The 26,471-nt window shown below is 44.4% G+C and carries 17 protein-coding genes; 15 read left to right on the top strand and 2 right to left on the bottom strand.

All coding sequences use genetic code 11. From position 1 onward, the window contains the following. The first annotated feature begins 30 nt into the window (after positions 1–30). From ACOOEY_RS04470 to ACOOEY_RS04425, 10 genes are all read left to right on the top strand, one after another. A complete protein-coding gene (locus ACOOEY_RS04470) occupies positions 31–720 on the top strand; it encodes an HAD family hydrolase (RefSeq protein ID WP_420387470.1) in 690 nt (229 codons plus the stop codon). After that, positions 720–2,021, top strand: coding sequence for a DUF5690 family protein (locus ACOOEY_RS04465; protein WP_420387469.1), 1,302 nt, complete (start codon positions 720–722; stop codon positions 2,019–2,021). The genes ACOOEY_RS04470 and ACOOEY_RS04465 overlap by 1 nt, the downstream gene beginning before the upstream one ends. Before the next feature lie 3 nt (positions 2,022–2,024). Beyond that, positions 2,025–3,134, top strand: a complete 1,110-nt coding sequence (locus ACOOEY_RS04460; RefSeq protein ID WP_420387468.1) for a TIGR03364 family FAD-dependent oxidoreductase — start codon at positions 2,025–2,027, stop codon at positions 3,132–3,134. Positions 3,135–3,318: 184 nt separating this feature from the next. Then, complete coding sequence (locus ACOOEY_RS04455; protein WP_420387467.1) at positions 3,319–6,579, top strand: SusC/RagA family TonB-linked outer membrane protein; 3,261 nt, start codon at positions 3,319–3,321, stop codon at positions 6,577–6,579. 4 nt (positions 6,580–6,583) lie between these two features. After that, the gene (locus tag ACOOEY_RS04450) at positions 6,584–8,149 is read left to right on the top strand and encodes a SusD/RagB family nutrient-binding outer membrane lipoprotein (protein WP_420387466.1); all 1,566 of its coding nucleotides are present in this window, start codon (positions 6,584–6,586) and stop codon (positions 8,147–8,149) included. 71 nt (positions 8,150–8,220) lie between these two features. Then, complete coding sequence (locus ACOOEY_RS04445) at positions 8,221–9,300, top strand: sulfatase-like hydrolase/transferase (protein ID WP_420387465.1); 1,080 nt, start codon at positions 8,221–8,223, stop codon at positions 9,298–9,300. A gap of 221 nt (positions 9,301–9,521) precedes the next feature. Beyond that, the gene (locus tag ACOOEY_RS04440) at positions 9,522–10,865 is read left to right on the top strand and encodes an alkaline phosphatase PhoX (RefSeq protein ID WP_420387464.1); all 1,344 of its coding nucleotides are present in this window, start codon (positions 9,522–9,524) and stop codon (positions 10,863–10,865) included. Between the two features lies 1 nt (position 10,866). After that, on the top strand, positions 10,867–12,528 hold the full coding sequence (locus tag ACOOEY_RS04435; RefSeq protein WP_420387463.1) for an alkaline phosphatase family protein: 1,662 nt from the start codon (positions 10,867–10,869) through the stop codon (positions 12,526–12,528). Positions 12,529–12,538: 10 nt separating this feature from the next. Further along, positions 12,539–13,873, top strand: coding sequence for a (R)-1-hydroxy-2-aminoethylphosphonate ammonia-lyase (pbfA, locus tag ACOOEY_RS04430; RefSeq protein WP_420387462.1), 1,335 nt, complete (start codon positions 12,539–12,541; stop codon positions 13,871–13,873). After that, positions 13,845–15,617: a metallophosphoesterase family protein gene (locus ACOOEY_RS04425; RefSeq protein ID WP_420387461.1), complete on the top strand. Its 1,773-nt coding sequence runs from the start codon at positions 13,845–13,847 to the stop codon at positions 15,615–15,617. Before pbfA ends, ACOOEY_RS04425 begins: the two co-directional genes overlap by 29 nt. Here ACOOEY_RS04425 and speB read toward each other — a convergent pair. Next, positions 15,603–16,418: an agmatinase gene (speB, locus tag ACOOEY_RS04420; RefSeq protein ID WP_420387460.1), complete on the bottom strand. Its 816-nt coding sequence runs from the start codon at positions 16,416–16,418 to the stop codon at positions 15,603–15,605. The two genes, ACOOEY_RS04425 and speB, sit on opposite strands and share 15 nt — an antisense overlap. A 125-nt stretch (positions 16,419–16,543) precedes the next feature. On the opposite strand from speB, the gene ACOOEY_RS04415 reads away from it, so the two are divergent. Beyond that, positions 16,544–16,870: a PadR family transcriptional regulator gene (locus tag ACOOEY_RS04415; RefSeq protein WP_420387459.1), complete on the top strand. Its 327-nt coding sequence runs from the start codon at positions 16,544–16,546 to the stop codon at positions 16,868–16,870. Further along, a complete protein-coding gene (locus ACOOEY_RS04410; protein WP_420387458.1) occupies positions 16,867–19,452 on the top strand; it encodes an ABC transporter permease in 2,586 nt (861 codons plus the stop codon). Before ACOOEY_RS04415 ends, ACOOEY_RS04410 begins: the two co-directional genes overlap by 4 nt. 93 nt (positions 19,453–19,545) lie before the next feature. Here ACOOEY_RS04410 and ACOOEY_RS04405 read toward each other — a convergent pair whose 3' ends face one another. Continuing rightward, complete coding sequence (locus ACOOEY_RS04405; protein WP_420387457.1) at positions 19,546–21,216, bottom strand: glutamine--tRNA ligase/YqeY domain fusion protein; 1,671 nt, start codon at positions 21,214–21,216, stop codon at positions 19,546–19,548. Positions 21,217–22,251: 1,035 nt separating this feature from the next. Between ACOOEY_RS04405 and ACOOEY_RS04400 the strand changes: the two genes are divergently transcribed. From ACOOEY_RS04400 to ACOOEY_RS04390, 3 genes are read left to right on the top strand one after another with little or no spacing between them, the layout of a single operon-like run. Continuing rightward, on the top strand, positions 22,252–22,932 hold the full coding sequence (locus tag ACOOEY_RS04400) for a TetR/AcrR family transcriptional regulator (protein ID WP_420387456.1): 681 nt from the start codon (positions 22,252–22,254) through the stop codon (positions 22,930–22,932). A gap of 1 nt (position 22,933) precedes the next feature. Next, on the top strand, positions 22,934–25,108 hold the full coding sequence (locus tag ACOOEY_RS04395) for a peptidase domain-containing ABC transporter (protein ID WP_420387455.1): 2,175 nt from the start codon (positions 22,934–22,936) through the stop codon (positions 25,106–25,108). A 3-nt stretch (positions 25,109–25,111) separates the two neighbouring features. Beyond that, positions 25,112–26,470 (top strand): HlyD family secretion protein, encoded by a 1,359-nt coding sequence (locus ACOOEY_RS04390; RefSeq protein WP_420387454.1) that lies wholly within the window; start codon positions 25,112–25,114, stop codon positions 26,468–26,470. Position 26,471: the final 1 nt, after the last annotated feature.

Genomic DNA, 26,471 nt, shown 5'->3' with positions numbered 1-26,471 from the left:
TGCATTTCATGCCGCATATCAGTGTAAAGAATGATTAAAGAAAGTGTGAAGATGGTGGTCTTCGATATGGCTGGAACCACAATAGATGAACAGAAAACAGTCTATAAATGTGTCAGAGAAGCACTGATAGAATACGGCTTTGAGTATGACCTGGAAGATGTATTGAACAGAATAGGAGGAATGAATAAGCGTGAAGGTATCGCCTTGCTGATGAAGCAGGTAGAGCCTTCTGTGACCGAAGAAGCTATTGATGTGGTCTTTCAGGTTTTCAAGACCAATGTTGAGAAGGCATACAGTGAGGGTAATGGCCTGAAAGAAATGGACGGAGCAACTGAGCTATTTGGCTTGCTTAAAAGCAGAGACATTAAAGTGGTACTCGATACTGGCTACTTCAGAACTACTGCCAACCTGCTTATCGATAAAATGGGTTGGGAAAGAGATGGTCTTATCGACTTCTCTGTCACATCTGATGAAGTACGGGCAGGGAGACCGGAGCCCTACATGATTCAGAAGGCAATGGATGTCTTTCAGATTCAAAGCCCCTCAGAAGTAGCAAAAGTAGGCGACACAAGGTCAGACATTGAAGAAGGAATTAATGCCGGTTGTCAGCTGATTGTAGGCATTTCTTCCGACCAGTACTCCAAAGAAGATTTGCTGGAAATGGGAGCCACCCATGCCATCGATTCATTGAATGAACTTAAGGAAACCCTGAACCTCTGATGAATCGACTGAGATCATATTTGCAGAGGTCAGACCATAGGTTGGTAGCACTCATTGGAGCTTTGGCCGCCTTTGGTACCTATTCCTGCATGTATGCTTTCAGAAAACCTTTCACAGCCGCTACTTTTGATGAGCTCGAATGGCTGGGGATAGATTATAAGATATGGCTGATTTTTGCTCAGACTGTAGGCTATACATTGTCCAAGTTTTATGGCATCAAGTTCATTGCTGAAAGAGGGCAGTCAGGTCGGGCCAGGTTAATTCTCCTTTTGATTGGGGTGAGTTGGTTAGCCCTGTTGCTTTTTCCTCTGGTAACACGACCATTCAATATCTTCTTCTTACTCATCAATGGTTTCCCGCTCGGAATGGTCTGGGGCCTTGTGTTTAGTTATTTGGAAGGAAGAAGAACCACTGAATTTATGGGCGCCTTCCTGGGTGTGAGCTTCATCTTCTCTTCAGGGCTGGTGAAAACAGTTGGAGCAGAGCTCATGCTGAATTTCGGTGTGTCGGCCTGGTGGATGCCATTCTTCACAGGGCTCGTTTTTGTATTGCCGCTGCTGATATTTGTCTGGCTGCTCGATCAGATACCGGCACCATCCCAATCAGATATTGACTCCAGAAATAAGCGGGAAGCAATGAGCAGAGTGGAGAGGAAGAGCTTCTTTAAGCAATATGCCAGTGGTATTCTCATGTTGGTTATTGCTTATGTTTTTCTGACGCTTCTGCGTGATGTGAGAGATAATTTTGTGTCCAACATTTGGGCAGAACAGGGTTATGGGGAACAACCGGGAATCTTTACCCAAACCGAAATACCTATTTCACTGGCAGTACTGGTGATTATATGCCTTCTGGTCTTTGTGAAAGACAACCTCAAAGCCCTGATGTATAATCACCTGCTCATTGGTCTGGGGTTCATTATCATTTTTATTGGTACCTATTTATTCTCAAGAATGCAGATAGGTGCTTTACCCTGGATGATCATGGTGGGCTTTGGTCTATACCTGGCCTATGTGCCTTTCAACTGTGTCATCTTCGATCGGTTTATGTCTGCCTTTAAACATAAAGGCAATGCCGGATTCCTCATGTATCTGGCCGATAGCTTCGGTTACCTGGGAAGCATGGGCTTCCTGTTTTACAAAGAACTTGCCGGCTTCGGAGAGATGTCCTGGACCCTGTTTTTTCAGAATTCACTACTGGTGGTGTCTGTTTTTGGACTGGTCATCACGGTTGCAGCTGCCATCTATTTCAAGAGAAAACACCACAGTAAATCCATAGAAACCAGACAATTGATATTGAATTAAGCCATGAAGAAAAGAGCCATAGTTGTAGGAGCAGGAATTGTGGGATTAGCCACCGCCAGGAAGCTGGCTTTGAAGGGCTATGCGGTTGAAGTAATCGAACGCAGTGAAGCAGCTCAGGGTGCATCAGTGAGGAATTTCGGCATGGTCTGGCCCATAGGTCAGCCTAAAGGTCAGTTGTACGAAAGGGCACTCAAGTCGAGAGTCATTTGGAAAGAGGTGGCAGAGAAAGCCAACATCTGGCATGGTGAGGTAGGAAGCCTTCACATGGCCTATTTACCCGAGGAACTGGCGGTATTGGAAGAGTTCGCGGCTCAAAACCCGCAATACACCATTAAGAAGCCGGAAGAGATCGAGTCAGAGGCCGTAGTTAAGAAGAATCTTAAAGCGGCTTTATGGAGTGATGAAGAGCTAATAGTCGACCCAAGAGAAGCTATTGCTAAAATACCTCTTTATCTCCGGGAGTCATTCGGAGTAAAGTTTCATTGGAATACAGCGGTCGCAGAGGTGGTTCACCCCAGGGTTAAACTGGCTAATGGACGGACCATAGAAGCGGATTTCATTGTGGTTTGTAGCGGGGCCGATTTCGAAACCCTTTATCCTGAACTATTTCAAAAGGCTAACATCACCAAATGCAAACTACAAATGATGCGTCTGGTGAGCCAACCCAATGAATGGACTATAGGACCTGCCCTGTGTGGAGGCCTGACACTAGTTCATTACGAGGCCTTTAAGCAAACCGCATCTCATGCAGCTCTTCAGCATTGGTATCACAATAATCATCCTGAGTACCTGCGATGGGGGCTGAATGTAATGGTCTCGCAAAATGGAAGCGGAGAACTCACTATTGGCGATTCTCATGAATATGGCAATAACCTGAGTCCTTTCAATCAGGAGTTTATCGATCAGATGATACTCGACTATCTGGCCACTTTTGCGGACTTCAGGGATTGGACAATCGCATCGCGTTGGCATGGGATTTACCCTAAAATGACTGATGGATCAACAGAAATCATAATGACTCCGGAAGATGGAGTTTTGGTAATTAACGGTCTTGGCGGAGCCGGAATGACTATGTCTTTCGGATTAGCCGAGGAAAAACTAGAGACTATTTAGAGATCAGAAGACTACTAAAATGAGAAAGCCTATGTGATAACCGATACTAAAAAAAAGAGAAGTGCCCCGAATGAGGCACTCCCTAATGTTTTCAAAGTCTGAATCAACTTGGCGGAAGCTTCAGACAACTCAAACAAAATTTTACTAAAGCAATCAAAGTCAACTTTAATAAACGTTCTAATCTATGAAAAAATGCGCTAATAAGCCCGTGCGATTCACGCTCTGGCTTACGGTATTGGTGCTCATCGCGGGACAGCTAATCAATCCTGCTGCCTATGCCGGCACACCCATTTATCAAGCGAGCAAAACCATTACCGGTACAGTAACAGATGCGGCTACCAATGAGCCGTTTCCTCTGGTAACTGTTGCCGTTAAAGGTTCAACCCAAGGTGTTGTTACAGATGCTAACGGTCAGTATAAACTCACCGTACCACAGGATGCTAACATTCTGGTTTTCTCTTTTGTAGGATATGAGACTATAGAAGAAACGATCGGTTCCAGAACGGTAATCAATGTATCGCTTAAGGAATCAGCGACTTCACTCGATGAGGTAGTAGTTACAGCTCTTGGTGTAGAAAGAGAATCTAAGGCATTGGGCTATGCTGTTCAGGAAATTCAGGGTGAAGAAATGACCGAAGCCCGCGAGACCAATATGGTCAATGCTCTGAGCGGAAAGATTGCCGGTGTGCAGATTACAGGATCTGGCTCAGGTGTTGGTGGTTCTTCAAGGGTAATTATCCGTGGTGAGTCTTCACTGAATATCAATGCCAACCAGCCACTGTTTGTAGTAGATGGTATTCCTATCAGTAACAATGTAAATGGCTCTTCAGGTAGCGGTAACCTGGAGGTAGATTACGGTAACGCAGCCGGAGAAATTAACCCGGATGATATTGCTACCATTTCCGTATTGAAAGGTCCTGCAGCAGCAGCTCTTTATGGGTCAAGAGCAGCCAATGGTGCTATTCTGATCACTACCAAATCAGGTCAGGGTAAAAGAGGACTAGGTGTAACTATTAACTCCAACGTGACTTTCGAAAGACCATTGAGGTTGCCGGAATGGCAAAACGTATATGGACAAGGTAATAACGGTCAGTTTGCATTTGTAGATGGTGCAGGATCAGGTATTGCAGATGGTGTGGATGAAAGCTGGGGTCCAAGAATGGACGGACAATTGATTCCTCAGTTCGATTCTCCAAGAAATGTAGATGGATTCAGAGGTGGTGATCTCAATGCTCCAACAGGAAGTACGATTACTCCAACTCCATGGACGAGCAACCCGGACAACATCAATGATTTCTTCGAGACCGGAGTTACACTTTCCAACAATATCAGTGTGACCTCTGCCAATGACTATGGTAATGTTCGATTCTCATGGACTAACCTGGAACAAAAGGGTATGGTGCCTAATACAGATTTAGGAAGAAACACGATTGCATTGAAGACAGACCTTAAGCTGACAGATAAGTTGAAGTTCAATGCTTCTGTCAACTATATCAATACGCAGAGTGATAACAGACCGGCAATTAGCTATGGTACAGAAAGCTTGATGTATTTGTGGATCTGGTATGGTAGACAAATCAATACCAGAAACCTGAGTAACTATTGGATGCCAGGCCTAGAAGGTATTCAACAGTTTAACTATAACTACAACTACCACGATAACCCGTATTTCACTACTTACGAAAACACAAACGGTCAAAACAAGAATCGTGTGTTTGGTACAGTTTCAGCCAGCTATCAATTCACTGATGAGTTGAGCCTGCAAATCAGAACAGGTATTGACTACTACAATGAGTTGAGAGACAGAAGAAGAGCTTTCAGTACACAAAGATTCCCTAAAGGAATGTACAGAGAAGACAAGCTTTTCTTCATCGAGCAAAACTCAGACTTCCTTTTAACCTATAACAAAGAGGTAAATCCTGATTTTGCCTTTACTGTGTCAGTTGGTGGTAACCAAATGAAGCAGACCAACAACTACAATCAGACGGTAGCGCCACAGCTGTTGATTCCGGGAATCTATAACTTCTCTAACTCAGCCGTAAACTTGCAGGTAGAACAGTATGATCAGGAAAAGCAGATCAACTCTATCTACGGATATGGTCAGTTTGCCTATAAGAACATGATCTTCCTTGACATTACAGGAAGAAATGACTGGTCATCGACCTTGCCGGTAGACAACAATAGCTATTTCTATCCATCAGCTACATTGAGTGCTGCTTTGAGTGATATGTTCGTATTGCCATCCTTCATCTCTTTTGCTAAGGTAAGAGCAGCTTATGCTGAAGTAGGTAACGATACTAATCCATACAGCCTTACTAATGTGTACAACTCCAGCACGGCCTGGGGAGGAATTCAGGCCAAAACGGAATCTTCTACACTGGCGAACAGCGAGTTGAGACCGGAAAGAACCACCTCTTATGAGATTGGAGCAGATGTGAGACTCTTCGGAGGTCGTTTGGGTGTTGATTTCACTTACTACGACAACAGAACCAAAGATCAGATTATTCCGATCACCCTCGACATTGCTACTGGTTACAGCAGCCGTATTATCAATGCCGGTGAAATCCAGAATAAAGGGATCGAGTTGATGGTACATGGTACGCCCGTCCAGGCTAATAGCGGACTCACCTGGGATGCCTCTGTCAACTTTACCAGAAACAGATCATATGTGATCGAACTGGACGAGAATGTTGATGCCTACACCCTGACTTCCCGAAACGGTGCCTTTGTTCAGGCCAGAGAAGGTGAAAGAATGGGCGATATCTATGGTATCGGATTCCTGAGAGTAGAAGATGAAGACAGCCCGTATTATGGTCAGATCATCCACTCTGCTGAAGGTACTCCTCTAAGAGGATCTGAACTGGTGAAGCAAGGTAACTATAACCCTGACTGGATGATGGGTATTCAGAATAGCCTGAGCTATAAAAACTTCTCTCTCGGATTCCTCTTCGATATCAGACATGGCGGTATTGTAGTGTCAAGAACCAAAACTATCGGAAGTACTTCCGGACAGTTGAAGGAAACACTTTATGGCCGTGAGAACGGATATGACCTGAGTGTTGAAGGTAACGGTATTGTATCGCCTGGTGTGATTCAAAATGCCGATGGAAGTTACTCTCCAAATACCATCAAGATTACCTCAAGAAACTGGCACAACAGATACTATGAGAGAAACAATGTAGAAGCAGCTAAATATGATGCTTCTTATGTGAAGCTGAGAGAGGTGAAGATCAGCTACGACCTGCCATTAAGCTGGTTCCAGAATAGCTTCATCAGATCAGTGAAAGCCTCTGTTGTGGGAAGAAATCTGGCCTTGTGGACAGAAAACCCTCACTTCGATCCGGATGTAGTGGCTATGAGTGGTGGTACACTTCAGCCAGGTATTGAGAACATGGCTTATCCATCAGCCAGAAGCATTGGATTCAACCTGAATATCAAATTTTAATTAATTGAAAAAGACAATCATGAGACTATTCAATATAAAAGCGAAAGCATTGGCTCTGGCACTAATCATTGGTGTGAGTGCCTGTGACGATGGGTTTGAAGAACTCAACATGAACCCCAATAGTCCCGAAGATGTACCTGCTTCTCTCTTGCTGCCTACAGTATTGAGAAATGGTATCAACGAGAATGCCGGGCTTGCCTGGGGTCTGGGTAATGTGGTTATGCAGTACTCTGCCAAAATTCAGTTTACCAACGAAGACCGTTACAACTGGGGCCCTGAATCATCTCCATACAACTCATACTACAACATTATGAGAGACCTGGAGAATATCAAGCAGATTGCCACTACTTCCGGTAATGACAATTACCTCGGTGTAGCTATGGTGTATCAGTCATGGTTATACTCAGTATTGACCGATGCTTATGGTGACGTTCCTTACTCTGAGGCAACTCAGGCAAAAGATGGAGAAAACCTGCCACAGTTCGATACACAACAAAGTGTATATCAGGGTATCATCACCAACCTGGTGAATGCCAATGACCTGTTAGACCCGGCCGGTCCTTCAATTGAGGGAGACATCCTTTTCGAAGGTGATATCATGAAATGGAAGAAGTTTGCCAATTCACTTTTGCTCCGTATTCACATGAGACTGTCAGATCGAATCGATCCGAGCAGTGCCATGCAGAATATTGTGAGCAATCCGAACTTGTATCCGATCCTTGAGAGCAACGATGATAATGTGGCTTTACAATACCTGGCAGATTTGCCTAACCAGCAACCATTGTACACCACCAGATCAGGTTCATTCGATGAGTACAGATTAAGTGAAAAAATGGAAAATACGCTCAAGTCACTGAACGATACCAGACTTTATGCCTATGCTCAGCCCACCACTGATTCAGGTGCCGGTTTGGTAGGTGACTGGGATGATTATCAGGGAGTGCCTAACGGTTTGGCCGATGAAGAAGCCCTTCAGTATTCACCAAGTGGTGATCCTGCTAAAGGAGGTTCTAACTTCATCTCAAGAATTGGTTTAATGTTCTCTTGTTCAGCTTGTAACTCCCTGGCTTCACCGACTGCACGTCAGGCCATGTTGATGAGTTATTCTGAGCTTCAGTTTATCCTGGCTGAGGCCAGAGAAAGAGGTTTCATTACTGCAGGAGCTGCTGAAGGCTACTACAGAGAAGGTATTCAATCATCATTTGATTATTATGATTCCCGTTTGGAAGTAGGTGGATATACAGCCATTAGCAATGCAGTGAATGCTGATGCAGCTTATTTTGCTCAGCCCGATGTAGCTTACACAGGATCTTCATCTGAGAAGCTTCAGAAAATTGCCATGCAAAAATGGATTGGTAACTTCTTTAGCGGATTGGAAGCCTGGTTCGATTGGAGAAGAACTGCTTATCCGGTAATTACTCCGGGCCCCGGAGCAGTTCAACCCACTGTACCGGTTAGATTTATCTATCCGTCTAGCGTTCAGGCCTTGAATCGTGATAATTATAATGCAGTTGTCCAGAGACAAGGTGCAGATAATCTGAATACCCGCGTATGGTGGGATGTTAATTAAGGATATAGTTGTTAATTGATTTCATATAGACGGTTGTGGTCATTGACCATAACCGTCTTAACTCTTAAACCATGAAAAAAAACGCAGTCGTTTTACTTTTTGCCCTCATTAGCCTCAGTGCCTGTGCACAGCAAAAAACCGAGAATGTTTTTATTATTACCCTCGATGGACTTAGATGGCAGGAACTCTATACCGGAGCCGATGAAGCCCTGATAGGGAACAAGAAATACGTGGACAATACCACTGAGCTTTCAGAATTATTCTGGAGAGAAACCGCCCTGGAAAGGAGGGAAACCCTAATGCCATTCTTCTGGTCTGTGCTCGCTAAGGAAGGTCAACTATTGGGTAACAGAACCCTGGGAAGCTTGGTCAACTGCACCAATAATATGTGGTTCTCATATCCCGGCTACAATGAAATTCTAACCGGAAAAGCAGATGATGAGAGAATCAATTCGAATAGCAAAATCCCTAACCCCAACGAAACTATTCTGGAATTTGTCAACAAGCAGAAGGGCTTTGAAGGAAAAGTAGCTGCTTTCGGTTCCTGGGATGTCTTCCCTTATATCGTCAATGAAGAAAGAAGCGGTGTGCCGGTGAACGCAGGTTTTGAAAAATCTACAGACACCCCTCTGACAGAAAAAGAAGCCTTTCTTAACAGACTTCAGGATGAAATTCCTGGTCCCTGGGGAGGTGTGCGTTTGGATGCCTTTACCCACCATTTTGCTATGGAGTATGTGAAGAAACATTCTCCGCGTCTGGTGTATATTGCCTATGGCGAGACTGATGATTTCGCTCACGATGGAGAGTATGACCATTACCTCAAATCGGCCAGACAAACTGATCAATTCATCAAAGAAGTTTGGGAGTACATTCAGTCTACTCCGCAATACAAAGACAAAACTACCCTGATTATAACTACAGATCATGGCAGAGGAACTGACCCTATAGATACATGGAGAAGCCACGGTACAGACATTTCTAATGCTGGTCAAATATGGATGGCGGCTATTGGACCAGATACTCCGGCAAAAGGAGAAGCAGACAGTGGTCAATACTATCAGAATCAGGTGGCCGCCACTGTGGCTCAACTATTAGGTTTGAAGTATGATTTAAAAGGCGCAGGAAAGCCGGTTAAAGGCTTTTTGAAATAAACTTAACAAAGTGTTTACAAGGCAAAACCCAAGGATAGTAAACCAATGAACTAGATTAGGTTTTGTTTACATCGGAGAGAAGGCTGTCTCAAAATATACAGAATCACCCTGAACTTGTCTTGGTATACCGGAAGAGCCGGAAATTCTAAGCTCGAAGCTTCAGGACAGAATGATGGAACTCATTTTTTGAGGCAGCCCCTTTCCAACTCAACACAGCCAACATGACTGCAACAAGTAGAAGAAAATTTATCAAGCAATCCATTATTGTCAGCATTGGGTTTTCAACCCTGGCGCGCTGTGCTTCAAAGGGAGGTTCTGCTGAGGTGACCAGCCAACTGGTAAGTGACCCTAAGCAATACCTCGATTTACCCGAGGGTTTCAGCTACAGGGTAATTTCACAAGTAGGAGATAGAATGTCAGATGGTCTTCTGGTACCTGCAAGGTCTGATGGTATGGGGGCTTTTGAGGGAGCCGGAGGTAAGGTTATTCTGGTTAGAAATCATGAGAATAGCCCTCAGGACGCTCTGGAAGGTGCCTTTGGTGCCGAATATGAATTGCTGGAAGCTTTTGGAGAGGAAAACCTCTACGATGCAGGAAAGATGGAGTTACCCGGCCTGGGTGGTACAAGTACCCTTGTATATGATGAGACTAGCGGTCAGGTAGAAAGTCAATACCTGAGCCTGGCTGGAACCTATAGAAACTGTGCCGGAGGAGTTACGCCATGGGGTAGCTGGCTGACTTGTGAAGAAGACATCACCCGACCGCAGGGAAATATTGAGCATTATCATGGCTATGTATTCGAAGTGCCGGCTTCTTCAGCAATAAGGGTGGCAGCACCGCGACCTATTAAGGCCATGGGACGCTTCAACCATGAAGCTGTAGCAGTTGATCCTGAAACCCATATAGTTTACCAGACAGAAGATCGTCACGATGGACTGATTTACAGATTCATTCCCGATGACAAGAATGATATTCATGCCGGTGGCAAGCTTCAGGCCCTGGCCGTGAAAGGTCAACCGGGTATGGATACAAGGAACTGGGAGGGTAGAAGCATTTCACTTAACCAGAAACTGGAAGTGGAATGGATCGATCTGGAAAATGTAGATCCCGAAGAAGACGACCTTAGATTAAGAGGCTTCGAACAAGGAGCCGCCCGTTTCGCTCGTGGTGAAGGCATGTGGTATGGAAATGGCGAAATCTATTTTGCCTGTACCAACGGAGGGGCTCAGAAATTCGGACAGGTATTTCGTCTGGTGCCAGGCACTGATGATCAGATGACCTTAGAGCTTTTTGCTGAATCAGAAGATAAAAGCGTACTGCATATGTGCGACAATTTGACCATCGCTCCCTGGGGCGATGTGATACTGGCTGAAGATAATGGTGAACTCAACCATATCAGAGGCATTAACAAAGAAGGTGAACTCTACGATATAGCCTGCAATAGAAGCTCAGGTTCAGAATTCGCTGGACTTACTTTTTCCCCTTCAGGAAAAACACTTTTTGTGAACATTCAGGAAAATGGAGACACCCTGGCCATAACCGGTCCATGGGATAAACTTTCATAGTATGAAAAAGACAGTCAGAAGATATTTCACAGCGCTTTCTGGTGCTGTGCTGGGACTCCTATTGCTTTTAGGTTGTGGCTCTCAGAAGTCAGAGCCACTGGCAAAGCATGTTATTATCATTGGTGTAGATGGTATGAGTCCCGATGGAGTTCGGAAAGCCCGTACTCCAAACATGGATCAAATGATGCAGGAAGGTGCTTTCTCCATGGTAGCCAGGGGAGTATTACCTACGGTCAGTAGTCCCAATTGGGCCTCCTTAATTATGGGAGCCAGCCCGGCTCAGCATGGAGTAACCTCTAATGATTGGAGAAAAGACAGAAACCAATTACCCACTCAGGTTTCGGGGACTGGCGCTTTCTTTCCAACCATTTTTAAAGTAGCCAAAGACCAAAGACCGGAACTCAAAACAGCCATAATCTATGACTGGGGCGGATTTGGAAATCTCTTCGACCATTCAAGTCCTACCCATCAGGAGCATGCCAAGGGAGAGGAGGAGACTACCATGAGAGCCGTAGAATACATTAAGGCCGAACAGCCGAATTTCCTTTTCGTACATCTCGATCACGTAGACCATGCAGGGCATAGAGAAGGCCACGGCACTTCCGCATATTACGAAGCTGTGGAAAAGGCCGATTTGTTGATCGGCCAGATTAAAACGGCAGTAGAGCAATCAGGAGTGGCGAAGGAAACCGTCATCATTATTACGGCAGACCATGGCGGTATAGGCAAGGGCCACGGAGGAGAGTCTCTGGCTGAACAGCAGATTCCATGGATAGCCTGGGGGAAGAATATTCGCAAGTCGAAACAGCTGAAAAGCGCCATCAACACCTATGACACTCCCGCAACAGCCGCTTACTTATTAAATATTAGAACGCCACAGGCCTGGATTGGAAGGCCTGTTCTGGAAGCTATAGAAGGAAAGGAAGTTCAGCTTAACTACTATGCCCCTGAAGTTTTGCAACAACCCGAAATCAGCCCTAAGGCAGATGTATATTCAGAAGGAGGAGGACTATTTGTTGGAAAAAGCACCACTTTGAAAATCACTAATCCAAATCAGGATGGAATAATCCGGTACACCACCGATGGTCAGCTACCCGGTAACGATTCGCCTATATTTGAGGGCTCTCTGGATTTAACAGAGCATACTGTGATTCAGGCAGCCATCTTCAAAAATGATAGCAGGGTAAGTCAGGTGTCTTCGGGCTATTTTAGGTTTATCGACAGGCCGGCAGGACATGGTTTGACTTATAAACAATATGAAACGGAAGGTATCAGTCAGCTACCGGTATTTTCAAACTTAAGTCCGGTGAAACAAGGTACCGCGCTGGAGCCATCGCTGCATTATGTCGATTTGAGCAGGGAAGAGCAGGTAGCCATTGTTTTTGAGGGTTATATCAAAATTGAGTCGGAAGGCGATTATAGATTCTTTACCAGGAGTGATGATGGAAGTAAGCTGTATATCAATAATCAGCAAGTAGTTAATAATGATGGTGATCACGGTATCACAGAGCAGGGCGGAAATATCAATCTCAGTAAAGGGATGCATTCCATTCGTATCGCCTATTTCAATGGTGGAGGAGGAAGCTGGTTAGGTACTTACTATCAGGGACCGGAAATTATCAAACAGCCCATTCCGGGTAGTATGCTGTTTCTCAATAAGTAAAGTACAGGAAATGGCAGTCAATCAGGGAGAGCAGGTCAAGTCATTGCAGGCGATGACTCAACTGACGGATGTAGATGAACAACTACTTCAGCGAGATGCAGATGTGTTTTTTCATCAAACCCTTTCAACCCCCGTTTTCAATACAATCAGCAAAGCCGAAGGTACCTGCATTTATGATGGCAGCGGTAAGCGATACCTCGATTTGCATGGCAATGGAGTTCATACAGTGGGGTATAATCACCCCAAAGTGGTTCAGGCATTGAAGCATCAACTGGATGTAGCTTTATCATTTGCGCCAAGAAGATTTACCAATGAACCGAGTGTTAAACTGGCTGAAAGGTTAGTGAATGCCGCCCCGGAGGGTCTGTCCCGGGTCCTGTTTTGTCCCGGAGGATCAGAAGCGATTGAAATGGCCGTGATGCTCGCCAAGCACCATACGAGCAGGTATAAGACACTGTCTTATGAAGGAACATTCCATGGGGCAGGTTTTCAGGCAGTCAGTTTGGGAGCTGATCCTCATTTTCGTGATGGGTTGGGTCCCATGATGCCGGGTGCCATGCATTTGCCTCTGCCTGACTATTATCGAAATCCATGGCAGAGTAGCGATCAGGCTGACATAGATGATCGGTATCTGGCTCAATTGAAACAAAGGCTGTTGGAGGAGCCTGAAGTAGCTGCTTTGGTAACAGAGCCTATTTTTTATAACAGCACAGTGCCAACAGCTTACTATTGGCAAGAGGTAAGGAAGCTTTGTGATGAGCATGGAGTCTTGCTCATTTTCGATGAAATATACACGGCCTTCGGACGCACGGGAAAGATGTTTGCCTCAGAACATTTCGTTACACCAGATATTCTGGTGGTGGGTAAAGGCTTTGGTGGAGGAGTGGTTCCATATGCAGGAATTATCGGTCGGGAAGAGCTCAATACCTTGCAGCAGCAGTCCATCGGTCACTATACCCATGAAAAGAGCCCGTTCTGCGCGGCAGCTGCTCAGGCAGTTCTTCAGGTAGTAGAAGAGGAAGACCTGGTAGAAAGAGCAGAGTTGATGGGGGCGTATTTCAAAGAAGGACTTTTCGCTTTACAACACAAGTTCGAGCTAATCGGTAATGTCACCGGCCTGGGGCTGAATTTAGGGGTTGACCTGGTTAAAAACAGAGAAACCAAAGAAAGAGCTATTGATGAAGCACATCAGCTAATGGCTTACTGTTTTGAACGGGGAGTTTCCTTCAAACTCATTCAGCAAAATATCCTGAATCTCAAACCTGCCCTGATCATTAGTAAAGAAGAGATTGACTTCATTTTAAATACTCTGGAAGATGGACTTAAGCATATTCAGCAGGCATAACATGGTTAAGCCGATACTAGGTGTCATTATTGTTTGCTTCACGGCCTGTGAGGGGAGCAACGATAAACATACAGACTTGAATCATTATACACTGCAATTAGACCAGAGCATTTCTGCTCAATTGGATGAATTGGTACCCCTGGATGTCGATGCAACTCAACTCTCCAACCTATGGCAGGTTGATCTTTCTGATACACAATCAGGAGTGGACGTAGCGATGCCAGACTTTCCCGGAGAAGAGCAAGTAACTCTACCCCATAGGATCAACTTACCGGATCATTCTATATGGTATAAGGCTGTTGTGTCTCTGGATAAGGGTGTGCTTCAGGTCAATGCAGATGATGGTGCTCAGGTTTGGGTGAATGGACAACGTATAAGACCTGCGTTAGCTAATTTCTACCCTGTAGATCAGTCAGGTCAGCATGAATTGACCATCCGTGTAATCAACAATGCCATGGCCGGAGGCCTTCGTTCCGTCAGCTTTATTCCACAATCGGCCTGGCAGGATCACATAAACCATAGAGAGTTGAGAGCCGCTGTAAGACTGCTTCTGGAAAAGAGTTTTTTGTTAGAATTAAGTAATGAGGAAAGGAAAAGTATAGCTGAGGCCATCCATAGCCTGAACCGCCAAATGATTGAACAGACACTGGAGTCTTTGGCAGACAGACCTGTATTGCTGGCGGAGCCCATTCTGCAGAAATCGACAGATGATCAATACTATTTGAGATGGGTAAGCAGTTCAAATTCGCCAGCTACTCTTTATTGGGGAGAAAATGCCGATGACCTGCATCAGCAAAGAGAAGTTGAGGGAAAGGAAGGAGTCTTTCTGGTGCCTGTTCAACAAGCAGGCTTAAGTTGTAGAATTGAGCAGTTGAATACAGTTTCACCCATCTATGATTTTTCTGAAAGTGTAGCGAATTCCCGAAATCGCTTTATGGTTTGGGCTGATAGTCAAAGTGGCTGGCCCGTTTTCGATTCCATCATGCAAATGTCGAATGAATATGGCTTCCGCTTTTCAGTGGGGGCCGGTGATCTGGTGAACCAGGGTGATGATGATCTGGAGTACCTGCGATTTTTGAGATCACTTCATCAATCTTCCATAACGCATTATCCCGTTCCAGGAAACCATGATTATGATGGCTATTATGAAGATTTAAGAGCTGATAATTATCAACGTTACCTCGGTCTTCCGGCTCAGGAAAACTACTTCGCATGGCGTGAAGGAGAACTGGCTTTTGTTGCACTGGACTTTAACGAAAGCTTTCCGGTAGGTTTGCCGACTGATGCCAGCCAATTCGAATGGTTCAGGGAACAATTGAATTCAGAAGCATGGAAAACGGCTCGCTGGCGATTTTTAGTAATGCACCATCCACCTTATTCTCAGGGCTGGCCCGGTTATCATGGAGAATTGTCAATCAGAGAATTGCTGGAGCCACTTTATGAGTCAGCCGGAATTGATATGATCATTGCTGGTCATACGCATGACTATGAACGTCTGATCAAAGACTATGGTCAGCAACAAACCGCTTTTGTGATTGTGGGAGGTGCAGGAGGAGGCCTTGAGCCGGAGGAAAACTCACCATATCCTGAGATGGATGTAGTGATGAGTCAGCATCATTTTGGCATCATAGAAACTTCAGGCGATACACTGAGATTTAGTGCAGTTGGTTTAGAGGGAGAGGTGCTGGACGAATTTCGAATGGTCAAGCCAAAGGATAGGCTCAACAGACTAAATCAGGAGTGACAAAAGTTCTTTGGTGATTTTTGCTGCTACCATAGCCGTAACTCCATTAATATCCCTGTCCGGATTGTATTCAACCAGGTCCAGACCCACAACATTTAAATCCAGTGACTGAATAATGTCCAATACCTCGCGGGTACTGTATCCACCCGGCTCATGATGTGAGACACCCGGAGCAAAAGCCGGATCCAGCACATCCATATCGAAGCTTAAGTAAACAGGTCCGTTGAGGTTAAGGCCTTTTAGGGAGTTTCTGTCCTTCATGGTATTCACAGTCACTCCAAATCGATCCGCCTGGTCCAGCTGGTGCTGAGTAATGGTTCTTATACCCACCTGGGTAATTGTTTTGGCCAGTCCTTCTTCCATAATTCTGGCAAATGGGCACGCGTGTGAATACTTATTGCCATCCAATTCGTCATAAAGGTCAGAATGGGCATCGAAATGCAGAATGCTGACCGGCCCGTGTTTCTGTGAGACGGCCTGAAGGATAGGGTAGGTGACAGAATGGTCTCCTCCCAGAGAAAAGGGAATAGCACCTTTACTCAGAATCTGACTAATAGGCCGTGATATAGAAAAGTAGTCATCCAGTTCAGCCTCACCACACCAAAAGATGGAGGGGTGTTCATTCAGGTTTTGAAGTGATTCAGTGAAGAAGTTAGCAGAGTCACTTTCAATGGCATCAATAATCAGTTGTGGAGCTTTGGCAGGCCCCCGGAGAAAAGAGGAATGTTCATCGAAGGGAATTCCAAGGAGAGCAATGTGATTATTTGCTAATGATTGAATTGAGCTTCTCTTAAGTGCCATGAAGATAGTTTTGGGCAAGATAAGTCTTTCAGGATAAGCACCCGAACTTAGTTTTTTATTAAAAATAGAAACATATATAATTTTAAGGCGTACTTTTATTTAATATTAAAAATAGAAACTAATCAATGAAGGGTTATTTAGGTGAATTCGAAGAACTGGTTTTGCTTACCATTGCCCATTTAGGAAATGAAGCCTACGGTACGGCAATTATTGAGTCTCTGGCCGAGAGAGCAGGCCGAAAGATCAGTTTAGGTGCTTTGCATGCGACACTAACCAGGCTGGAAGAGAAGAGTCTGCTCACCTCTTTTCTGGGAGAACCCACTGCCACCAGAGGAGGAAGAAGAAAGAGATATTTTGAGCTTACTCAAAAAGCCATTCAGGCATTGAATGACATGAAGTCGCTTAGAGATGAATTGTGGTCAGTGTCTAAAGTAAACTTATCAGTCGAATGAGCTGGGACCCGCCTAAACTTCCTGAAAAGATCTTCAAGTGGTTCTGTGGTCAGGCCTATGTAGAAGATCTGCTTGGAGATCTTCATGAGGTCTATTTACATACTTTGGAAAAGCGAGGTCAACGCTATGCCAATTGGTTCTATTGGAGACAGGTAGTGAGTCTGATATTTTCCTACGCTACGACAAAACGGAAACGAGTCAATCAATACGAGAAATATCGAAATAACAACAAAGGAATTATGTTCAAGAGTTATCTGAAAATATCAGTTCGCACCATAGTGAAGCAAAAGGTGTTTACGGCCATCAATATTCTGGGGCTTGCTATGGGGATGTCTATTGCCTTGCTGGCTATTGCAATGTTCATTGAGTTGAAAAGCTTCGATGAATTTCACCCTGAAGCTGAGCAAATCTATAGAATAACCACTACGGTTAATCAATCAGGAAATAAATCGGTGTACGCCTCTGTACCGGCTCCCCTGGCGGAGGTAAGTAGTGAATCAATACCTGGCCTAAAGCAGGGAGTTTTGATCAACGATCACTTCTTTCCGGTCGTGGAAAGCATTGGAGACCCGCTGAGACTTCAGGGGTATCTGACACAACCAGCCTTTTTGGAAATGTTTTCCTTTCCCTTAGCTCAGGGCTCCAAAGAAGCTCTGGCTCAACCCGGAAAGACCATTATTACACACGAGTTGGCACAAAAGCTTTTTGGAGATAAGCCAGCTATGAATCAGGTGATCAAGACAGAAAACTGGGGTCATTTGGAGATAGCCGGTGTATTGGCCCCATTCCCTAAGAGAACTCATTTTAGTTTTGACCTGCTGGCCATGTATCCTGAAAGCATAAGTCAGGACTGGTCTGAATTTAGAGGAAGCTACTACTATTTCAAATCTGATACTGAGGCCAGTCAACTGGAGGCGGCTATCAATCAATTAGGTATTAGTGGTACTGACTACTTTGAACCTACAGAAACGGTCACTTACTCCTTGCAACCTTTGGGCGAAATTACTCCGGGCCCTTTACTGGAAGATAGTCTCGGAGTCATATTCGATATGCCCAACATGCTTATCTTCTTTGGAACCGCTCTGTTAATTCTTCTGCCTGCGGTTATTAATTATGTCAATATGGCCATTGCAGCGGCCTTGAAACGCTCAAAGGAAGTCGGTATCCGGAAAGTGGTCGGTAGTAGTTCCAGGCAAATTGTGAATCAGTTTTTGGTAGAAACCACATTGATCTGCCTGGGAGCATTGCTATTGAGTATGGTTATTTTTTACTACCTCAAAACCGGTTTTCAGCAAATGCTGGTTGGGGCAGGAGCTCTTAGTTTTGAAATCACTCCCGCTATACTGATCAGTTTTGTGCTTTTTGCCGTGGTCCTGGGTATTACGACCGGACTGATTCCTGCATTCTTCTTTGCCAGGATTTCTCCTATAGTCAGCCTGAGAGGTAAGTCTGAAGGAGGTCGCGTCTCTATATCGGGTATTCGGAAAGTGTTAATGGTTTTCCAGTTCATTACCTCACTGGCTTTTATGATTGGTATTGGTGTTCTGGTAAGGCAATATCAGCATGCCCTAACCTATAATTATGGTTTTCATAAAGAGAATATTCTTGTCTCTCCAATTCCTAGGGGTGATACTCAATTACTCCAGAATGAGTTCATGTCAGATGCCAGCGTTAGCCAGATGAGTTTTACCTCTAGCATACCTGGAACCTCTCTCGCAGGTGTTTCATATTTCTATAGTCCCGATGGTATGGACTCCATTCGAACCAGAGTGGTTAATGTTAATTCGGATTATATCGACCATATGGGCCTGGAATTAGTAGAAGGGACCGAAATGATTGAAAATCGTCAGGTAGAGCAGATACTGGTGAATCAAACCCTGATGAATCAGCTTAAGGTTTGGGGTCAGAGCAAGAACGAGAACATTCAGTACTTTGATTCGGGTAAACTGGTGTCCATTACCGGAATAGTAAAAGACTATAACCATGAACCGCTGAATGAGAGGATAGAACCTATGGTTTTCCGACTGAAAGAGCAGGAGGTGAGTTACGCTTTGTTTTCTGTAGCTCCGGAAAACTTAGCCGAGACACTGGAGAGGCTGGAGACCAGATGGGATGTGGTATATCCGGATGTGCCATTTAAGGCTTCTTTTCTCGATACGGAGATTGAAAAGGCCTATGACTCCATCATAGTAGCCCTGAAGCTTTTTGGTTTTCTGGGTCTGCTGGCAGTCTCTATCACCATTCTGGGGCTTTTGGGGATGATTATATATACCACTGAAAACAGAGTGAAGGAAGTGGCCATCAGAAAAACATTAGGAGCCAATAGCCGAAACCTGATCTATGCTTTGGCCAGCAGTTATTTTAAGCTGTGGATTATTGCCCTGCTCATTGCTGTTCCCGCTTCCTATATCTTTTATGATACCGTCTTTGTCAGTATTTATAATAAGTATAGTGGAGGGGTTGGTTTGTTTGAGGTATTGGTGAGTACACTGTTTACGATACTGATCGGAGCAGTATCTATTTTTTCTCAGACCGTAAGAGTCATGCGAATGAATCCGGCCAATACTTTGAGAATGGAATAGCAGAAGCTGAATAAAGAAGCTGTCCCTTAGCCCTGAAATAGTTACTACATCTGTGTGGCAACCAGGGTTTAGAGACAGCTTCTTTTGCTTTGTTTATTTCTTGCTCCAGTTATCTCTGAGCGTCACAGTTCTGTTAAAAACCAGCTTTTCAGCCGTAGAATCCTTATCAACCACAAAGTAACCCTGTCTCTCAAACTGGAACTGATCTCCTGGTTTGGCAGTGGCTAAAGAGGCCTCCAGCTGTGCATTAGGAATCACTTGTAGTGAATCAGGGTTGAGGTGGTTCAGGTAATCATCCTCAATAGTGTTCAGGTTTTCTGTCATGAACAACCTGTCGTACAGTCTGACTTCAGCTTCAACGGCATGAGCAATAGAAACCCAACCTAAAGTACCTTTTACCTTTTTGCCGCTGGTATCCTGACCGCTTTTGGTCTCAGGATCATATTCACAGTAGATTTCTTCAATCTCACCATCATCACCCTTTTTGAAACCTGTACACTTCACAATGTAGGCGTACTTGAGTCTTACCTCACGGTCGGGTCCCAGGCGGAACCATTTTCTTGGTGATGGCGGATCTTCGAGGAAGTCATCTCTTTCGATATAAATCTCTCTTGAGAATGGCATGTCTCTGGTACCTGCCGACTCGTCTTCAGGGTTATTGGTGGCTTGAAGCGTTTCGACCTGATCTTCAGGCCAGTTGGTGATTACTACTTTCAAAGGGTTTTGAATACCAAAGACCCTGTTGGCCTTCTTATTCAGGTCTTCTCTGATGCTATGCTCAAGCAAAGCAATATCAGTGATGCCATCTCTTCTGGCCACACCTACCTTCTTCACGAAGTTCTTGATAGACTCAGGAGTGTAACCCCTTCTTCTGTATCCACTTAATGTAGGCATGCGAGGATCATCCCAGCCCGATACGTGATTTTCTTCTACCAGTTGAAGTAGCTTTCTCTTACTTACTATGGTGTATCCCAGGTTCAGACGAGCAAACTCTGTCTGCTGGGAAGGGAAGATTTCCAGGTGTTCAATGAACCAATCATATAGCGGACGATGGTCTCTGAATTCCAGCGTGCATAAGCTATAGGTAATTTCCTCTATAGAGTCTGACTGACCATGGGCAAAGTCGTAGTTAGGATATATGCACCATTTGTCACCTGTACGGTGATGGTTCACCTTTCTGATACGATACATGATCGGATCACGCATGTGCATATTAGGGGAGGTCATATCTACCTTCGCACGCAATACACAGCTGCCTTCTTCAAACTCCCCCTGACGCATTTTTTCAAACAAGTCCAGGTTTTCCTCAACCGATCTGTTTCTGAAAGGGCTTTCAATACCGGGTACTGAAGGATTGGTACGTCCTGCACTGATCTCTTCTGCCGACTGATCATCGACATAAGCCAATCCCTTTTTGATCAATATGACTGCAAAGTCATACAGCTGTTCAAAATAGTCAGAAGCATAGCGAGCCTCTCCATTCCATTCATAACCCAACCATTCAATGTCGGCTTTGATGGCATCAACATATTCAGTGCTTTCTTTTACCGGGTTGGTATCGTCATAGCGGAGGTTGCAGGTGCCATTATATTTTTCAGCCAGGCCGAAGTTTAGTACAATGGATTTAGCATGTCCGATATGCAGGTAGCCGTTAGGTTCAGGAGGGAAACGAGTTTGCACACTTTGTCGCTTCCCAGATTTTAAATCGGCTTCTATCATCTGTTCAATGAAGTTCAAAGATTCGTGCTTTTCGTTTTCGCTCATTTCTGTAATAATTAGGCTGCAATTTTAGTGAAAATGCTTCAAACGGCATTGATTCGATGAATCTTCTTAAGCAAAGATTTTGTCAGGAATACAAGGTGAGGAGAGAAAGGCAAGTGATTGACAGTCAGAAGGCTGTGTATAACTATGTGTATAACCCTGTGGAAAACTCTGTGAATTAGCTGGTGGGAAACTTGTTGAAAACTAGGGAGTTACAAAGTTGGTGTGTAAAATTATTACATCTACTTTAGACATACCAAGTGAGGGATAAAGAACTGAAATTTTATTTCAATCTCTCTTCAGGGGAAGCCTGAAAAAGTGTAATGAAAGGATTTACCAAGGTAAATCTGAAACAGCAAAAGTTTCATTGCGGATTTCCGGAACTTCGGTGAAGGAAAGATGAAAAGTGGCTTTCAGGGACACATTTCATTAGCATAGATCACTACTTGAAAGGGAGTAATCGAAAGACGTTTTAAAAATCTTTCTGCTGAAAGGTGATTAAAGCAGGCTGAAGTATTGAAACAGACCAGATCGCAAGTGAAGGTCACTGCGACCTTAGGGTTGTGGGAACGTGTCAAGCTGGAAACGGCTTTCGGAATTCTTAGGAAGACTGATGTGATGAAAGGAGCTTGCTCTTAGTAGAGCAGACACATGCGAAAGCAAAAAAAGCTGCAAAAATTCACCCGCTTATTTGTACGAAGTGCAGGTAATATAGGCGAAGCTGAAAAGGGATAGACCAAGTACAGGGCAACCTGAATAACAGTCTGGTTCTGAACAGTATCTTGGCATCCTGTTTCAACTCAAATTGAAACAGGGTGAGTGGGGGCGAGCAATCGTCCCCCGCTTTTGTTATTTGGGGGTATTTGCAAAAATACGGAAAGGATCACTGGGGAGTGATCCTTTTTTTATGCCCTTTGCTTACCACACGGAAAAAATAATTGTCATTTCTGAACCTTTTAGTCTGTTGGTCGTTGTAATGCTAGTTTGTATGATAGTAAAGCTATCATTCAGTAAAGTGAAATTAACAAAACAGATATAATGGCTACTTTGCTAAAGCTGCATATGAATGAGAATCTTTATTTAAAAGATCCTCAGGATACAGATTTGGGAAGAAAGATTGTTAGTTGTTCTATTCAGCTCATTGATGAGTTGGGGCTTGAAGCCTTTACTTTCAAAAAGCTCTCTCTGGAGATTGACTCCACTGAAGCCTCCATTTACCGCTATTTCGAGAACAAGCATAAACTGCTGGTTTATCTCATTACATGGTACTGGACCTGGCTGGAGTATAGGATAGAATTTGAGACTAATAACATCCAAAACGATTTGGAAAGACTGGAAAGAGCGCTTCAACTCATTACTGAGAAGAAATGCTACGATAACTCATTTCCAGATGTGGACGAAACAGCTCTGCAACGCATTGTGATTAACGAATCGGATAAGACCTACCTCACCAAGCAGGTAGATATGGACAATAAGATAGGACTCTTCAGAGGCTATAAGTCCCTCTGTAATGGTATCGCTGCCATGGTCAAAGCGATTAATCCAGACTACCCATATGCACATTCTTTGATCAGCACCTGCCTGCAGGCAGCTCATCAACAGGTGTTCTTTGCAGAGCACTTACCTTCATTAACTGATTATTCCTGTGAGTTGGAAGAGGTTTATCCAAGAAACTACAGCTTTATCAGGCATTTAGTAATTAACGCCATCCAGAAATAAGATGACCAACCAGCATATTGCCAATACCATTAAAGAAGTTAAGCTCCTCCTGGGTGAGAGTATCGAAGATGCGCTCCATCAGGATTTGCAGGTAGGTACGCGTATCTACTCGCTGGACGAGGCTTACGAATTCAAGCGTGACCTGCTCGAGTCAGCCAATAAGGTTAGAGTAGTGTTGCTCGATCAGGCCCTTGAGAATAACGAACTGGAAATGTTCGTAGACGATGTGAACATTCCATTGATAGGCTTCAAGACCACAAAAGATGGTTTTTTGCCCGTTATCATTCACAAGGACAAAAAGAGAAGAACTCTGGTGACCATTGTGCATGAGAGTGAAACCGAATCTGGTTCCGTACAGGATATTCAGGAGGGACTCATCAGGAATGAGAAAGGCGAAGTGATTTTGCTCGGAGCCTTTAGTTATAAGAGCCTGGTTTCTGAACATGACGATGATGAAGTGCCTCAACAGCTATCACCGGTCAAACGTCTGTTCCGTCTCTTAGGAGAGGAGAAGAGAGATATATTCTATGTCTTTGTCTATGCCGCCTTTGTTGGTATTGTCTCTTTGACTTTGCCATTAGGTATTCAGGCTACGGTAGAACTGGTTTCTGGTGGTGTGGTCTTTAGCTCCATCTACCTGCTCATTGGTTTGGTACTGTTAGGAATATTGGCGGCAGGAGGACTACAAATCATGCAGATTACCATGGTGGAATATATTCAGAGACGGATTTTTACCAAGGCTGCACTGGAATTCACCTTCAGAATACCAAGAATGAAGGTGGAGTCATTGAGTAACCTGCATACACCTGAGTTGGTCAACCGCTTTTTCGATGTGCTAACCCTCCAGAAAGGATTACCTAAACTCCTTGGGGATCTCATGTCGGGTACTATTCAGATTCTTTTTGGATTGCTGTTGCTTTCCTTCTATCACCCTTTCTTTGTTTTCTTTGGTCTGGTGCTGGTGTTGACCTTAGTGCTGATCTTCAGGTTGACAGGGCCTAAAGGTTTGCAGTCTTCAATTCAGGAATCGAAGTATAAGTACAAGGTGGTTTACTGGCTGGAAGAAATTGCCAGGGTTTTGAACTCATTCAAAATTTCAGGCAATACAAACCTGCCTATCAAGAAGACTGAGTATAACGTGAACAACTACCTGAGAAACAGAAAGACACACTTCAAGGTGTTGATTACTCAGTATAGCTACATTGTGCTCTTTAAGGCAGCCATCACCGGTGGTTTGCTCATCATAGGTACTTCGTTGGTGATTAATCGTGAAATCACCCTGGGTCAATTTGTGGCTTCTGAGGTGATTATCATCCTTATTCTGAACTCCGTTGAGAAAATTATCACCTACATGGACGTAGTGTATGATATGCTCACTGCGGTAGATAAAATCAGCCAGGTAACAGACCTACCATTGGAAAAAGTGGGTGGTATTGACTTACGAAAGGAAGATGTCGATCGTGGTTTTACCATCGATATTAAGGAAATGAACTACACCTATCCGGGTGCCGACAGGCCGGCCCTCAAAGACATTAACCTGGCGGTAAATTGTGGTACCAAGGTATGTATTGCAGGAGCCAATGACTCCGGCAAGACCACACTGACCAATACGCTTTCAGGACTCAACCATAACTATAAGGGCTTGATCACCATTAACGGTTACAGCCTGCGAGATCTTGACTTCACCAATCTGCGTGATAAGATTGCCAAGAATGTTTCTCAGGAAGATATTTTCGAGGGTAGCATTCTGGATAATGTTACTGTCGGTAAACCTCAGGTTTCAGTAAGTGATGCTATTGACGCTATTCAGATGGTAGGTTTGCAAGACAAGGTGAATATGCTTCCTAACGGAATGAACACCCATATTCTTAGTGGGGGTAAAGGTTTCTCCAGTTCTTTCGTGAATAAGCTGATTCTCGCCAGGTGTTTGGTGAAGAAACCTAAGTTGATGATTTTGAACGACTTCTTTAACACTTTCCAGCGAAGTGAGAAGGAAAAGCTGATCAACCTGGTAATGCAGATGAATATCTGTACAGTGGTGGCAGTTTCTAACGATCCGGCAGTAATGTCGGCCTGCGATCGTGTGGTGTTGATGGATGATGGCCGAATTAAAGCAGAAGGTAGTTATACAGAGCTTTTGGCAGGAGGACATTTAACAGAATTGGTTAAAGACTAGATTATGCTGAACATATCCGATAACAAAGATAATGAGGTAATTGAGCAGAAGAGCATTCTGTTCAAGACGCTTAAAACACCGAGTGCCGGCAGGTTTATTGCCAAGGTACTCATGAGTGTTTCTTTCGTATTTCTTGTGTTGTTATTCTTTCCATGGCAGCAAAATATCAGAGGTAATGGTAAGGTTACTGCCTTTTCTCCAGGTCAACGGCCACAGGCCATTCAATCTGCTATTGCTGGTAGAATTGAGGCCTGGCATGTCATTGAGGGACAGTTTGTGCATAAGGGCGATACCATACTTACACTCTCTGAAGTGAAAGATGCTTACTTCGATCCTCTGTTACTACAGCGTACCAAAGAGCAGATTGATGCCAAGCAACTCAGCATAGAAGCAAAAGAAGAGAAAATGGTAGCCTTGGAGCAGCAAATTGCTGCTTTGGAGAATTTACTGACCGCCAAGTATGAGCAGGCGGAAAACAAATTAAAGCAGGCACGCTTCAAACTGACCAGCGATAGTGTAGACTATGAAGCCGAAAAGGTAAGATATGCTAACCAGGAGAATATCTTCGACCGCAACAAGAAGCGTTATGATGCGGGTAATATCGCATTAACTAAGTTTCAGGAGTTAGAGTCCAAGTTCCAGGAGTCGAAAATGAAGCTGATCAGTTCGGAGAATAAGTTTCTGGAATCCAGGACCGAAGTGATTAATGCTCAGGTCAATATTTCTGGTGTTCAGGCAGAGTATCAGGATAAGATCAGTAAGGCCAGATCAGACCTAAATAATACCTCGGCAGAGGTTTTCGAAGCTCAGGCAAGCCTGGCAAAGCTGGAGAATCAATATGCCAACTACCAGGTAAGAACTAATAACTATCAATTGGTGGCTCCTCAAAGTGGCTATATCGTCAAGGCGATGAAAGCTGGTGTAGGGGAAACCATCAAAGAAGGAGAATCTGTTGCTCAGGTGATGCCGGAGAATCCGCAACTGGCGGTAGAGATGTATGTAAGAGCCATGGATGTGCCATTGATTCAGCAGGGCAGAAAGGTGCGTATCGAGTTCGATGGATGGCCGGCATTGCAGTTCGCAGGTTGGCCCAGTGTCTCTGTTGGTACTTTTGGCGGTCAGGTACAGGTGATTGACAGGGTAAATTCTGTCAATGGAGAGTTCCGTATTCTGGTGACGCCTGATCCTGAAGATGAGGCCTGGCCACAACAGCTTCGCATGGGTTCTGGAACCAAAGGATGGGTCATGCTGGACAACGTGCCGGTATGGTATGAGATATGGAGACAGCTGAATGGTTTCCCTCCGAGTTTGTATGAAGCACCGGAAGAACCTGTACTCAAAAAAGAACAAGCAAAAAAGTAAG

Source organism: Roseivirga sp. (assembly GCF_965216855.1).
In the GTDB taxonomy this organism is placed as follows: Bacteria; Bacteroidota; Bacteroidia; order Cytophagales; family Cyclobacteriaceae; genus Roseivirga.
This window is presented reverse-complemented; position numbering and strand designations above follow the sequence as displayed.